Below are 14,201 nucleotides of genomic sequence, written 5' to 3'. Positions count from 1 at the left end.
ACGGCTCGCCCGCTAACTTGCGGCCTTGGCCGCGGGCGTGCCGGCGTCGCCCCGCGCAGCGCCCCGTCTCGCCTTTGGCGGAACACGGGACGGCAAGGTGGACAGGCGCATTAAGTGGCGCAACGCCATCATGGCGCCGATCGCTTCTAGTACGCCCGCCGGGACCCACATGATCAGGCCCCCGAGGCTTTGATCCAGTGCGGGCGGCACCGAGGTGAACGCACGGCCGCATAACGTGAAGATCGGATAGAGATCTTGCGAGGAAAAGGTGATGACGGCGCCCACCAGAATCTGCGGCGTCATCGTGATCACCGGCGAGAGCACCCGCAGGCCCGGCCGGGTACGGCTCGGCGGACAGGGACGGTGGTCAAGCAGCATCCACCAGTACAACAGCCCGCTTATCGCCACCGACCAGTTCATGAACGTGTAAATGCGCCAGTCGAGCATCGCCACGAACTGGACGGACGGGATCAGCCAGAAGACCACCGACACGACGAAGGCCACCGAGATAAAAGCCGGGTTCAGCACGACGGCCGCGACGATCCGTGCGGGCCTCGTGTGTTGCCAGCGCCGCAGCACGATGCGCCAGCGCAACGGCAGACCGGCGCGCAACACACTGCCAGGATAGGCGGCCATCAGGATCAGTGGCGCAAGATGGTGCAGCACCAGATGCTGGAGCCGATGGACGAAGAATTGGTGCTCGGCGTAGTAATCGAGCCGGGTGTGGAGCGCGATGTAGAACAGCCCGAGGCCGATCCAGAATGCCACCTGCCGGACAACGCTGATGCGGATGCGGCGCGAACCGCGCGCGAACAGCACCGCAACGGCAACGAAAACAGCAACGAGCGTAAACGACGGCTCCCACGGATCAAGCAGGCTAATCAGCGACATGGCGAATTCAACGGTAACGGCGGAGCTGCACGGCCAGATCCATGGTCCCAAGATCCAAGCCCGGAGACTCGCATGTTAGCAGGTGCCTCGCAAAGCCACCGCCGGCCGCAAAATCTCACTTCGCCCGACTGAACGGCGTGGCTCCCGCCATGGTCGGCAGTACGATCAGGTCGTGTTGCCTGTCATAGGCAATGCTTTCCGTCCCGCCGCCTGTGTTGACCTCCAGCGCGCCGTTCCGGTAAGCGGCTGCAATCACCGCTCCCTTCATGCCGCCGCCCGTGGTATTGGCGATGATAAACCCGTCGTCGTTCCTCGTGATTTCGACGCTCTGGCTGGTCTTGGTGCTGTGCCATTTGCCGACGAATTCGTCGCCATCCTTGTTCCCGCAGCCGCCGAGCACAAGAAGCGCTACGGCAGTCAACATCACTACACTTCCCCGTATCATGAGGTTCCCCTCTGTTTTATGATCGTTTTGTCAGTCAGCCTTGCGAAGCGGCACCAGAAAGCTGAGATGCCGATTCGCCAGCAGAGTATGCACCGCCTGCCGGGATGAGCTGCTTCGCGAATGCACGCGATTGCAGATCGAGGGTGTGCCCCTGCGTCCGGCCACGCAGACCCTTCGCGAGCACAATAGTCCTATTCGATGTTCGCAACAACCCGGTTAGCGACGCCAGCGGCCTGAACTCCAGCAGGTAGGAGCTACTAAGTAAGGGCGCCCCGACTACTGGATCGCTGAGCAGTTGTTCCTCCACGACTTCGCTATGCGGCATCAGCATCAGGACAGCGTTGACCTGACCGCGGCCCGCCTGCCCAACTGCTGTTGCGGCAGCACCAGCGCAGCCAGCCCACTAACCCGAGCAGCACGAGCCCCGCGCCGCCCAGCACGGGCTCACGCCACGCAAGCAGCGCGGTGAAGGTGAATGCCCGCGTGCCGGCCAACAGTGCGAAACCGGCAATGGCGGTGCTGGCTGCGTCGAAGGCGCTGAACACCCGTGCGAAAGCGAGCGACACGGTAAAACCAGCGGCACGGGGCTCGTGCATGATCGTCTCCTTGACGGCGGGGAGGCCGGCGGCCTCAGGTGGTGGGAGTGGGTGTCAGGCAGCGCCCGGCATGGCATCGAGGAAGCCGGTCACGGCCTGCAGGCGCCCGCTCGTATCGACGACACCGAAATCCGACCCCTTGACGATCGGCGCGCCGTCGGGCGATGCCAGTTCCCACGAAAAACGCAGGCGGTTAGCGAAGCCGTCCACATCGGTCGTGCGGCGGAAGGTGTGGCGGGGGAACCGTTCGTGGACGGCGCGGATCATCGCGTCGATCCCGTCGTGCCCGTCGCCTGCGAGCAACGGGTCGAGATACGCGGCGTCTGTGCTCCAGGTGGCGGCGATCAGTTCACGACGGCTCGCTGTGTCGGTTTCGTTCCACGCGGCGAAATAGCGGTCGATCAGGTCGGTATGGGCGTTCATCACAGATTCCTTCAATCACTTGGGTGAGCGCTACGCTCGGCAAACCGTGTGTTTGCTGCGGGCTCGGAGTGAAGAATCGGCGATGGAGCGTTGTGAGTCGATTACTGGGGAGGTAATGGAATTGGGGCGGAGGGGTGGAAGAAAAGGATCTGCCAATCGGGACAACAAAGAGCATCCTGAAAGCCGCTGGTCTTGACTGACCGGCGGTTTTTGCCTTCGGGATATCGGAGAAGTTTGACAACAAAGGAACGCATATGGAATTTCCCATCGTAGTCCATAAGGATGATGGGAGCGTCTATGGGGTGATCGTGCCGGATATTCCGGGCGTGCACTCCTGGGGCGACACCATCGATGAAGCGATCAGAAATGCAAAAGAAGCGATTGTGGGCCATGTTTCAACCCTGATAGAACTCGGTGAAGAGGTCGGTTTCACCTGCTCTACGGTGGAAGAACTGGCCGGACAGCCCGAGTATGCGGGGGCAATCTGGGCCTTGGTGAGTGTCGATTTGTCGAAGCTCGATTCAAAGCCCGAGAGAATCAACATTAGTCTGCCCCGCTTTGTGTTGCATAAGATCGATGCCTACGTCGAAGCGCGCCACGAAACCAGAAGTGGTTTTCTCGCGCGGGCTGCATTGGAAGCGTTGGCACATCACTGACGCCAGGACGCCGGGCAAAGCGGGTTGCCAAAGGGCGACACTTGAAGGCTCGCCGTTGGAGAGAGCCTTCATTCATTCGCTCCCTCCATAACCTCCCAGGTAATGGATTCCCAACCAGCGTTGGCTATGATCCCTTCATGAGCACCCTCTCCCTACCCCAAGCCGTCCCGCCGGGCATTCCGTCGGCCAGCCGCACCGTCGGCGAATTGCTGCGCGAATGGCGGCAGCGGCGCCGGATGAGCCAGTTGTTACTAGCGACGGAAGCCGACATCTCGACCCGCCATCTGAGCTTCGTCGAATCGGGCCGCGCGCTACCGAGCCGCGAAATGGTGATGCACCTCGCCGAGCGTCTCGAAGTGCCGCTGCGCGCCCGCAACACGCTGCTGGTCGCGGCCGGCTACGCGCCGCTGTTTCGCGAGCGGCCGTTGACCGATCCGCAACTGAGCGCCGCTCGCGAAGCGGTGGAACTGGTATTGAAGGGTCACGAGCCCTATCCGGCCTTGGCGATCGACCGGCATTGGACGATCGTCGCCGCCAATCGTGCGCTCGCACCGTTGGTCGGCGCAGCGAGCGCGGCGTTGCTGGAAGCGCCGGTCAACGCGCTGCGCCTGAGCCTGCATCCGGAGGGCATTGCGTCGTCCATCGTCAACTGGCATGCGTGGCGCGCGCATGTGCTGGCGCGGCTGCAACGGCAGGTCGAGGTCAGCGCCGACGATACGCTCGCTGCGCTGCGCGACGAGCTGGCTGGCTATCCTACGCCCCCTGGCGCCCAAAGCCCGGAGGAAGACAGCAACGCCGTCCTCAGCCAGATCGCCGTGCCGCTGCGTCTTCGTACGCCGCTCGGCGTACTGTCGTTCTTCAGCACGACGACCGTATTCGGCACGCCCGTCGACGTCACCCTCTCCGAACTCGCAATCGAGGCGTTCTTCCCCGCCGATCCGCAAACCTCCGCAGCACTTCGCGCTTACGCCGAAGACCAGGCCGCACAAGCTGCAAACGAAAACGGGTGAAACGGGTACTTGATAGGTAACCAACGGCCCACGCGTCGCAGCCCGACCACTCGGTTACGATGCGAAGTCCCCAACCCCTGTGTACGGAGACACCCCATGGAGCGCGCCCCGCTGATCCGGCAACTCAACCCGGCCGATCGTGACGCTTTCTTCCAGTTACGTCTGCGCGCCCTGCTGGCGCATCCCGAGTCGTTCAGTCAGAGCCATCAGGAAGCACTCCAGAAAGGCCCGGAGCAATACGACGCAAAGCTGCAAGGCGCCCAGGCGGCTGAAGGCGATTTCGTGCTCGGGGCGTTCGCGGCAGCGGATCAACCGCTGATCGGCGCGGTGGGACTCGCGCGAAACCAGCGGCTCAAGGAACGGCACAAGGCGTCGGTAGTCGGCATGTACGTCGCGCCCGAAGCTGCCGGTCGCGGCGTGGGACGAGCGCTGCTCACCGAACTGCTGGCGCGCGCCGAACGCGTGGCTGGCCTGCGGCAGATCCAGCTGGTCGTCGCCAGCAAAAACGACGCGGCACGCCATCTCTATGAATCCGCCGGCTTTCGTTGCTATGGACGGGAAATCGAGGGGCTATGCGTTGACGGGGCGTTCAATGATGCGGACCTGATGGCACGGTTCATCTGACAACTGCGTCTGCCGTGCCCGCTGTGACGGCCGTCCAGTATCAAGTTGTCATATCCACCCCTCTAGCAGGATCCTTGTGTCAGGCAGCTTGGCCGCGTCGTAAGGAACCTCATATCGCCCGAGGCAAACACGTCGCGCAAACACGTCATCAGCCCCTATATGCGCCATGGGCCGCGGCCTCCTCGACCAACCGAACGAAGGGTGGAAGCTGCTCAAACGTATGACGTTACAAACGCCCCGGAGTTTGTAACTGGGGCTGCACCAATGTGTTACATCCTCATTTGTTTCCTAAGTCTTATGGCGGGCAGTATTTGTTACTGAAAATTCCCAATCCTTTCTTTTAGCTTTCCATTTGATTTGCCTATTAGGGTAATCACAGGGCGATCAAAGCAATTTCCTCAGATCATTCTCCAGAAGGCCGCTCCGCTAGGCCGGAAGCCTCTGGGGCGGCATTCGCGCACGCCCGGGAGCCGGCGACGAAGCTCGTATTACGGGACCATGAAAGAGTTACCGGAAAATGTTGTATTTTTGTGAGATATTTTTTTGAGAAGGTATTGATTTCCTGAAATCCACTTCATACAATTGCTTCCAAGGTGTTACGAGTTGTAACACCTTGTATCAAAGAGTCAGGACCGGTATCAAGAAGTGAATGTAGCCGGAGGTCATCAGTGTCCGGCTAGGCACAAAAAGCATAACGGCGCAAAAAAGCCGACATAGCAATTCGGGGCTTCGGAAACAGAAAAAATGGACCGTAGCAGCGAGACGCGGGAATCTATCCGCGAGATCAATTTGTCTTACATCATGCTCGCACAACGTATGTTGCGCGAGGACAAGCCTGTCGGAATGTTCCGCTTGGGCCTGTCGTCGGAATTGGCCGATTTGCTTGCCGGGCTGTCGCTCGCGCAAATCGTCAAACTGGCCTCTTCCGATCAGCTTCTGTGCTTTTTCCGTTTCAACGACCACGCCATGTTGTCGGCGTTGACGCAAACGACCAAGCACGCTGAAGTGTCGCCGACCCATGCGGCTATCCTGCTTGCAGGCCAGCCAGCAGAGCAATTCGCTTAACGAGGTGACTGCGATGCTCAAGCGAAGCCTGACGGAAGACGCACAGGAAGTATTTCGCGCCATCGCGCTGATCGAGCTCGGTGCGCGCATGCAGGTGCTCGAGAGCGAATTGACGCTGTCGCGCGACCGCATGATTCGCCTCTATCGCGAGGTGAAGGGCGTTTCGCCGCCCAAGGGCATGTTGCCGTTCTCGGCGGACTGGTACATGACGTGGCTGGCCAACATCCACGCATCGCTGTTCTACAACACGTACCTGTTCCTCAAGAAGGAAGCGCGTTGTTCGCATCTGGACGCGCTGACGAAGGGTTACCGGCTGTATCTGGAACACTGCAAGCACAGCGACACGGAACCGGTGCTGGATCTGACGCGCGCGTGGACGCTGGTACGCTTCTTCGACGCCGACATCCTGCAACTGACGCCGTGCTGCCGCTGCACCGGCAAGTTCGTCGCGCACAAGCACGACTTGCAGCACAACGTCGTATGTGGTGCCTGCCAGCCGCCCTCGCGCGCCGGCAAGACCAAGAAGGCCGCCGCCGCGGCCAAGCTGGAAGCGCAAGAAGCGCTCGAAGCTACGCAGATCGCAGAAGCCGCCTGAGCCGACTGTTGTCCGGTTGGCTCATTTCTCACGGGCTTCCCTGCTAACGGTTCGCATGGCTCGTCATGCCGGTCACCCGGCCCATTCGAGCGGCACCGTTCACACGCAGCATCACTGTGACCGCCAGAGGTTGTTCCCGCCTCTGGTAGCGCATGCTCATCCTCACCGCTATCCTATCGCCGCGCTCCATCACCGGAATCGCGCACTCAGCCCAGCCAGCCCACCGTCTGCACCACCAGCCAGAGATTCGCCGCCGTAATCACGACGAACAGCGCCCACGCGAGCAGCCGGGTTGGCAGACGATTCGCGAATTCGCCCATCAGCGAACGGTCGTTGGTCATGCGGATCAGCGGATAGAGCGCAAATGGCAGTTGCAGGCTCAACACCACCTGGCTTGCGACCAGCAGCGTGCCGACCGCGCCGTTGCCCAGCGTCTGCACGCCGATCAAGGCAGGAATCAGCGCCAGGGCACGGGTGATGAAGCGGCGCTGCCAGCAGGGAATCTTCAGCTTTAAAAAGCCTTCCATGATGACCTGCCCGGCGACGGTGCCGGTAAACGTCGAACTTTGTCCGGACGCGAGCAGCGTGATGGCAAACAGAACGGCCGCAAAGCCGGTGCCGACGATCGGGGCGAGCAGCCGGTAGGCGTCCTCGATTTCCGTGACCTGGTTGTGCCCGGTGGCATTGAACGCGGCCGCCGCGAGAATCAGGATTGCCGCGTTAATCAGCAGTGCGATCACCAGCGAGACGATCGTATCGAGACGCGACAGGTTGATAGCCGACGCGATGCTGCGCGAATCGCGCTTGACGGCCCGGGTTTGCACGATCGACGAATGCAGATACAGGTTGTGCGGCATCACCGTCGCGCCAAGGATGCCGATTGACAGGTAGAGCGGCTCGCGCGCGCTGATGGCGTGCCACGACGGCACGAGCCCCTCCATCACGGACGGCCAGTGCGGATGCACGAGCACCAGTTGCACGATGTAGCCGATGCCGATGGTGGCGATCAGCCCGAGAATGATCGCTTCGAGGTCGCGGAAATTCTTGCCCTTGAGGCCCAGCACGATCAGCGTATCGAACGCCGTCAAGATCACGCCGGTGGTCAGCGAGCACTTGAAGAGCAAATGAAACGCGAGCGCGCCGCCGAGGACTTCGGCGAGGTCGCAGGCAATGATCGAGACTTCGGCAAGCAGCCATTGCACGCGGGCGACCGCCGGCGAATAGCGGCTGCGCGACAGTTGCGCGAGATCCTGTCCGGTCGCTATGCCGAGCCGCATGCTCAGGCACTGCAGCGCCATTGCCGCGAGACTCGACAGCACCACCACGAACAGCAGGCTATAACCGTAACGTGAGCCGGCTTCGATGTCGGTGGCCCAGTTGCCTGGGTCCATGTAGCCGATCGAAATCAGCAGACCAGGGCCCGCGAACTGCAGTATCCGCTTCCATAAGGGCGCGCCCTGCGGGACGGCGACCGTGCCCTGCACCTCGGACGGGCAGAACGGTGCGGTAGCGGTAGTCGGTAGATTGAACAAGCCGGTGCCCTCTTGAGGTAGACGTAGCAGCGGCGCCCAGCTTCGGGCGCCGCAGTCGACCTCAAGTGTACAAAGAAACGTCCGGCAATGTTCCACTAAGCGCGTAGCGTCCGACGTCGCGCACGCGGTAATCGAGCGGATCGTGCAGCGTATGGACGCGGGCGTTGCGCCAGAATCGATCCAGTGCGAGCGGCGCGTGAGTGGCGCGTGCACCGCAGGCGTCGAACAGGTTCTGGCTGACATCGAGCGCCGCCCGATGCGCGAGAATCTTCGCTTCCGAGGTGGCAAGCGCCACATGCGCCCGTTCTTCGGCTGTGAGTGCCGCGCCCTTCTGCCAGGCATTCTCGAGCGTCTGCGCGGCGCGCTCGGTCAACGCTTCCGCGCTTACCGTCTGCAGACGCATCTCGCCAAAGCGCTGGATCAGATACGGGTCGTCAGTCGCTTTCTCGACCCCCGAAGTGATCCAGGGCCGCCCATTCTGGTTCACGTAGCGGCGCGCTTCTTCCAGCGCCCCCTGCGCAATGCCGACGAACAGGTTGGTCAACACCAGTTGCGAGACAAGCGTGCGTAACGTGGCGTGAGGTGTGGGCGGGGTCTCAGAGCGGTGCAGAACTTCGTCCGCTTCGATCTTCACTTGAGCAAACGACACGGTGCCGCTATCGGTCTGCCGCTGGCCAATCGGATTCCAGTCTTCGTTGACGGTGATGCCATCACGCGTGGTCGGCACGACCGCGAAAATCGGCTTGCCGGTTTGCGGGTCATGGGCCGACACGGTCATCATCTGCGAGCCGCGCGTGCCGGAGCAAAAACCTTTTTGACCGTTGAGCCGGAAGCCACCGTCGGTGGTTGCGGTTGCAACCAGTCGGGTGTCGAGCGGATTGACGGCGTTGCCCCACCACCAGCGAGCTTCGACGGTACCGCGCAGATAACGGGCCCGTTGCGCCTGATTACCCCACACGTCGACGCTCACCACTTGCAGGCACTGGAAGCCAAGCAGGTGGGCGAGTGCGCTGTCTACACGAGCAATGGCGCGAATCGTTTCGTAGATCGTGGGCCAGGGCACACCGGCGCCGCCGAACTCGCGCGGCACGGCAAGCGTGAGCAGGCCCGCATCCGCGATCCACTGTTTTTCCTGCGCGGCATGGCCGCCGTCGCGATCGCGCTCGGCTGCGGTGGCGCGCAGCGCGTCGAGCAGGCTGGTCAGATCGCCAAGCGCCGATGACGCTTGCCGGTCGAACGACGCTGGATGGCCCGGTTCGTTCATGGAGTCTCCAGATGACAAGCGGACAATGATAGACCGCTGAAAACCAGCGGTCTACAAACGGATTTTGGAAAGGAAAGTGAGAAAAGCGATATGCCCCCGTGACACGCAGCGATGCCGCACGCAGGACAGGGATGAACGGGGCAACGGTACGCCAAACGCGGAGGTCGTGGACGCGGGGAAATGCACAACGAAATGCGGCAAGGAGCGCAGCCTGTTGGCCGCCCCTTGCCGCTCAACTATCTACTGCCCATCAGCTCACTGTTTCGCCACCTGCTGCTGCGCATCCTTCACAGCAGCAGCCGCAGTAGTAACGGCACCCGTAGCCGCAGAAGCCGCCGTCGGTGCAGCCGCCACGGGCGCATCCGAGGCCGGCGCATCACCCCATCCACCGCCAAGCGCGCGAATCAGATTGACCGTCGACACCGCCTGCGTACCTTCCAGATGGCTCGCCTGCAACTGCGTCTGCAACACTTGCCGCTCACTATCGATCACATCCAGATAGCTCACCTGCCCTTCCTGATACTGCGTCTGCGACAGATGCGAAGCACGTTGCGAGGCGTTCACCGCGTCGTCCTGAGCCTCTATCTGGTCATCGAGCAGTCGCAGATCGGAGAGGTTGTCTTCGACTTCCTTGAACGCCACCAGCACTTGCTGACGATACTGCGCCACATCTTCGTCGTACTTGCCGCGCGCCTGGGCCAGATTTGCCTTGCGACGACCGCCATCAAATAGCGGCAGCGTCAAAGCAGTACCGGCAAACGGCCCGAGCAGGAATGTGCGGCTCGACCACATGAACAGGTCGCCCAATGTGGCCGATTCAAACCCCGCCGCACCGGTGATATCGAGCTTCGGGAAGAATGCCGACTTCGCCAGCCCGACTCGCGCATTGGCCGCTGCCATCGCGCGCTCGGCTGCCGCCACGTCCGGACGGCGTTCCAGCAACGCCGACGGCAGCCCCGGCGGCACGCGCGCCGTCACCGGCGCGAGTGGCGTTTCCGGGAACGAGAAGTTCGCCGGCGCCTTGCCGAGGAGGATCGCGAGGCTATGCTCGGACGCAGCGCGTTGACGCGCTACACCCACTGCATCCGCTCGGGCGCTCGCCAGTTCGTTGCGCGCCTGCGCCAGATCCAGTTCGCTGATATCGCCTTCGTTGAAACGTCGCTGGATCAGCTTGAGCGTGTTTTCACGCAACGCAACCGTCTGACGATACAGGTCTTGATCCGTATCGAGCTCGCGCAACTGGAAGTAGTTCTGAGCAACATCCGCCTGCAGTGCAAGCTGCACCGAACGGAACAATGCTTCGCTCTGCTGCGAATCCGCCTGGCTCGCATTCACATTCGAACCGACCCGCCCGAACAGATCCGTTTCGTACGACACGGTGCCCTGTGCGCGCCACAGCGTCGTGGTTTCCGGACCACTGCTCTGCGGCAGGAACTGCGAGGCCGACGACAAGGTTTCGCGCGTCGGGCCAAAACCCGCATCGAGCTTCGGGAACCAGTCGGAACGTGCCGCCTGCAACGACGCCCGCGACTGCTGCACGCGTGCCGCCGCTGCCTTCAGATCCTGGTTGGCCGCTGCAGCTTGCTGTTCCAGATCGTTCAACGTCGGGTCGCCAAAGATGCGCCACCATTCGCCGCGATGCGCGTCATCCGCTGGCTGAGCGGGCTTCCACGTGCCCGCGTCCTGCGCCGAGATCACCGGCGCTTCCTTGAACGCCGCCGACGTGTCGACGTCCGGACGCTTATAGGTCGGCTCCACCGAGCAGGCCGCGAGCAGTGCCATCAGCAAAGCGCTGGCTGCCGCCCGGCCCCACCCAGGTAATGATTCAAACCGTTTCATTGTTTTTCTCCTCAAGCGTCCGTGACCGGCAACGCGTAGTGCGGCGAGTCTTTTTGCGCGACGTGAATCTTGCCGCCAGCAAGCGTACGCAGCACCACATAGAACACAGGGGTCAGCATCAGACCGAACAGCGTCACACCCAGCATGCCGAAGAACACCGCGATCCCCATCGCGTGACGCATCTCCGAGCCCGCCCCGCTCGACAGCACCAGCGGCACCACACCCATGATGAAAGCGATCGACGTCATCAGGATCGGGCGCAAGCGCATGCGGCTCGCTTCGATGGCCGCCGACAGCGGCGAATGTCCGTCGTGTTCAAGTTCGCGAGCGAACTCGACGATCAGAATCGCGTTCTTCGAGGCCAATCCCACCAGCACCATCAAGCCGATCTGCGTGAAGATGTTGTTATCACCGTGCGTGAGCCAGACCCCGGTCAACGCAGACAGCAAGCTCATCGGCACGATCAGGATCACCGCGAGCGGCAGCGTCAGGCTTTCATAGAGCGCAGCCAGCACCAGGAACACCAGCAGCACGCTGATCGGAAACACCCACATGCCCGCATTGCCGGCGATGATCTGCTGATACGTCAGGTCGGTCCATTCGAGCTTCACGCCACGCGGCAAGGTTTCAGCCGCCACGCGTTCCGCCGCGGCCTGTGCCTGGCCCGACGAGAAACCCGGTGCCGGTCCACCGTTGATGTCGGCAGCCGTATAGCCGTTGTAGCGCACCACCATTTCCGGACCGAAGGTCGGCGTCACCGTCACCAGCGACGACAGCGGCACCATTTCGCCAGCGCTATTGCGCGTCTTCAGTTGCCCGATGTCTTCAGCACGCTGACGGAACGGCGCGTCGGCCTGCACCCGCACCTGGTACACACGGCCAAAGCGGTTGAAGTCGTTCACATACAACGAGCCCATATAGATCTGCATCGTATCGAACACATCCGTCACCGGCACACCGAGTTGCTTGGCCTTGACGCGGTCCAGATCTACGTTCAGCTGCGGCACGTTGATCTGATAGCTCGAGAACGTCGGCCCCAGTTCGGGCGTCGTCGCTGCCTTCTTGATGAACGCTTCCGTTGCCTTGTTCAACTCGGCATAACCGAGCGCACCGTGATCCTCCAGCTGCATCTTGAAGCCGCCCAGCGTACCGAGACCCAACACCGGCGGCGGCGGGAACACGGCCACGAACGAATCCTTGATCGCGCCATACTGCTGGTTCAATGCACCTGCAATCGCACCGGCGGAAAGCGCCTTGTTGCCGCGATCCTTGAACGGCTTGAGCGTGACGAACACAATGCCGGCGCTCGAGCTATTGGTGAAGCCATTCACCGACAGACCCGGGAAGGCCACCGCGCTTTCGACACCCGGTTGTTTCAGGGCAATCGCGCTCATATCGCGGATCACTTTCTCGGTGCGGTCGAGCGAGGCACCGTTCGGCAACTGCGCAAACGCGATCAGGTATTCCTTGTCCTGCGCCGGCACGAAGCCGCCCGGCACGATACGCGTGATCAACACCGTCGCGCCCAGCAGGATCGCGTAGATCGCCAGCATGCCGCCCTTGCGGCGCAGCACACCCTTTACGCCACTACCGTATGCGGTCGAACCGCGATGAAACACCTTGTTGAAGCCCTTGAAAAAGCGGCCCAGCAGACGGTTCATCACACGCGTCAGGAAGTCCGGCTTCTCGCCATGGCTGCGCAGCAGCATGGCAGACAGAGCCGGCGACAGCGTCAACGAGTTGAAGGCGGAGATCACCGTCGAGATCGCAATGGTCATTGCGAACTGCTTGTAGAACTGGCCCGTAAGACCCGTCATGAACGCGAGCGGCACGAACACGGCGACCAGCGTCAGCGCAATGGCGATAATCGGCCCGCTCACTTCCTGCATGGCCTTATACGTCGCATCACGTGCACTGAGCCCGCTTTCGATGTTCCGTTCGACGTTTTCCACGACCACGATCGCATCGTCGACCACAATCCCGATTGCCAGCACCATCCCGAACAGCGACAGTGCATTGATCGAGAAGCCGAACGCGAGCAGCAAGGAGAACGTACCAACGATCGACACCGGCACGGCGATCAACGGGATGATCGACGCGCGCCACGTTTGCAGGAACACGATCACGACGATCACCACCAGCGCAATCGCTTCGAGCAGCGTGTGAATCACCGCCTCGATACTGGAGCGAACGAACTGCGTCGGGTCATAGACAATCTTGTAGTCCACACCCGCCGGCATGTCTTCCTTCAGTTCCTTCATCTCCGCGCGAACCTGGTCCGAGATCGCGAGCGAGTTTGCGCCCGGTGCCTGGTTGATTGCGAGCGCCACCGCCGACTTGTTGTCCAGCAGCGAACGCAGGCCGTATTCCGACGCTGCGAGTTCGATACGCGCGACGTCGCGCAGATAGGTCACGCCACCATCCGGCGCGGTCTTGACGACGATGTCGCCAAACTCACCCGTGGTCTGCAGACGGCCACGCGCATTCACCGACAACTGCAATTGTGTGCCCGGCACCGACGGCGAACCACCCACCACGCCCGCTGCCACCTGGATGTTCTGCTCGCGGATCGCGTTGACCACGTCAGTTGCCGTCAGGCCGCGCTGCGCCACCTTTTGCGGATCGAGCCACACGCGCATCGCGTAGTCGCCCGAGCCCCACAACTGCACTTCGCCCACGCCCTGAATCCGCTCCAACCGGTCCTTGACGTTGAGCACCGCGTAGTTGCGCAGGTACGTCATGTCGTACTGGTTGTTCGGCGAGATCAGGTGGACCACCATCGTCAGCGTCGGCGAGCTTTTGATGGTCGTGACGCCGAGACGCTGCACGTCTTCCGGCAGACGCGGCAGCGCCTGGTTGACGCGGTTCTGCACGAGTTGCGTCGCGAGGTCCGGATTGGTGCCGAGCTTGAACGTCACCGTCAGCGTCAGATTGCCGTCGCTATTCGCTTGCGACTGCATATACAGCATGTTTTCGACGCCGTTGATCTGCTCTTCGAGAGGCGAAGCGACCGCTTCGGCGATCACCTTCGGGTTTGCGCCCGGATACTGCGCATGCACCACCACCGAGGGCGGCACGACTTCGGGGTACTCGGAGATCGGCAGCTTGAAGAGCGAAATGACGCCCGCCAGCAGGATCAGGACCGATAGCACGCCCGCAAAGATCGGCCGGTCGATGAAGAATTTGGATATGTTCATGAGAGGCTCTTGAAATTGAAGCGCTGGGAAGCGGCGCGCAAGAAGCAACCGTTAAGCACTGGGC

Annotated in this window: 13 protein-coding genes; 5 read left to right on the top strand and 8 right to left on the bottom strand. The window is 61.9% G+C overall.

Going from position 1 to position 14,201, the window contains the following annotated elements:
- Window positions 1-12: 12 nt before the first annotated feature.
- From P3T40_RS17820 to P3T40_RS17805, 4 genes are all read right to left on the bottom strand, one after another.
- A complete protein-coding gene (locus P3T40_RS17820) occupies window positions 13-891 on the bottom strand; it encodes a cytochrome c oxidase assembly protein (RefSeq protein ID WP_429269047.1) in 879 nt (292 codons plus the stop codon).
- A 115-nt stretch (window positions 892-1,006) separates the two neighbouring features.
- Window positions 1,007-1,315, bottom strand: a complete 309-nt coding sequence (locus tag P3T40_RS17815) for a DUF3876 domain-containing protein (protein WP_429269046.1) — start codon at window positions 1,313-1,315, stop codon at window positions 1,007-1,009.
- Window positions 1,316-1,650: 335 nt separating this feature from the next.
- Complete coding sequence (locus P3T40_RS17810; RefSeq protein ID WP_429269045.1) at window positions 1,651-1,932, bottom strand: hypothetical protein; 282 nt, start codon at window positions 1,930-1,932, stop codon at window positions 1,651-1,653.
- 54 nt (window positions 1,933-1,986) lie between these two features.
- Window positions 1,987-2,355, bottom strand: a complete 369-nt coding sequence (locus P3T40_RS17805; protein WP_429269044.1) for a nuclear transport factor 2 family protein — start codon at window positions 2,353-2,355, stop codon at window positions 1,987-1,989.
- 254 nt (window positions 2,356-2,609) lie between these two features.
- Here P3T40_RS17805 and P3T40_RS17800 point away from each other — a divergent pair, with 254 nt between their 5' ends.
- The 5 genes from P3T40_RS17800 to flhC all read left to right on the top strand — a co-directional run bounded on the left by P3T40_RS17800 (window position 2,610) and on the right by flhC (window position 6,305).
- Window positions 2,610-3,011 (top strand): type II toxin-antitoxin system HicB family antitoxin, encoded by a 402-nt coding sequence (locus P3T40_RS17800; RefSeq protein ID WP_429269043.1) that lies wholly within the window; start codon window positions 2,610-2,612, stop codon window positions 3,009-3,011.
- 137 nt (window positions 3,012-3,148) lie between these two features.
- The gene (locus P3T40_RS17795) at window positions 3,149-4,021 is read left to right on the top strand and encodes a helix-turn-helix domain-containing protein (protein ID WP_429269042.1); all 873 of its coding nucleotides are present in this window, start codon (window positions 3,149-3,151) and stop codon (window positions 4,019-4,021) included.
- A gap of 96 nt (window positions 4,022-4,117) precedes the next feature.
- Complete coding sequence (locus tag P3T40_RS17790) at window positions 4,118-4,645, top strand: GNAT family N-acetyltransferase (RefSeq protein ID WP_429269041.1); 528 nt, start codon at window positions 4,118-4,120, stop codon at window positions 4,643-4,645.
- A gap of 744 nt (window positions 4,646-5,389) precedes the next feature.
- Window positions 5,390-5,710, top strand: coding sequence for a flagellar transcriptional regulator FlhD (gene flhD, locus P3T40_RS17785; protein ID WP_144159765.1), 321 nt, complete (start codon window positions 5,390-5,392; stop codon window positions 5,708-5,710).
- A 13-nt stretch (window positions 5,711-5,723) separates the two neighbouring features.
- Window positions 5,724-6,305, top strand: coding sequence for a flagellar transcriptional regulator FlhC (gene flhC / locus P3T40_RS17780; RefSeq protein WP_429269040.1), 582 nt, complete (start codon window positions 5,724-5,726; stop codon window positions 6,303-6,305).
- A 206-nt stretch (window positions 6,306-6,511) separates the two neighbouring features.
- Here the strand turns inward: flhC and P3T40_RS17775 are convergent, their stop codons facing one another.
- The 4 genes from P3T40_RS17775 to P3T40_RS17760 form a co-directional block, all read right to left on the bottom strand.
- Window positions 6,512-7,837, bottom strand: coding sequence for an Nramp family divalent metal transporter (locus P3T40_RS17775; RefSeq protein ID WP_429269039.1), 1,326 nt, complete (start codon window positions 7,835-7,837; stop codon window positions 6,512-6,514).
- A 61-nt stretch (window positions 7,838-7,898) separates the two neighbouring features.
- Entirely contained in the window at window positions 7,899-9,101 is a 1,203-nt protein-coding gene (locus tag P3T40_RS17770; protein ID WP_429269038.1) for an acyl-CoA dehydrogenase family protein, read from the bottom strand.
- Between the two features lie 255 nt (window positions 9,102-9,356).
- Entirely contained in the window at window positions 9,357-10,940 is a 1,584-nt protein-coding gene (locus P3T40_RS17765; protein ID WP_429269037.1) for an efflux transporter outer membrane subunit, read from the bottom strand.
- A gap of 11 nt (window positions 10,941-10,951) precedes the next feature.
- Window positions 10,952-14,137 (bottom strand): efflux RND transporter permease subunit, encoded by a 3,186-nt coding sequence (locus P3T40_RS17760; protein WP_429269036.1) that lies wholly within the window; start codon window positions 14,135-14,137, stop codon window positions 10,952-10,954.
- Window positions 14,138-14,201 lie beyond the last annotated feature (64 nt).

Source organism: Paraburkholderia sp. EB58, from assembly GCF_050436665.1.
GTDB lineage: Bacteria > Pseudomonadota > Gammaproteobacteria > Burkholderiales > Burkholderiaceae > Paraburkholderia.
This window is presented reverse-complemented; position numbering and strand designations above follow the sequence as displayed.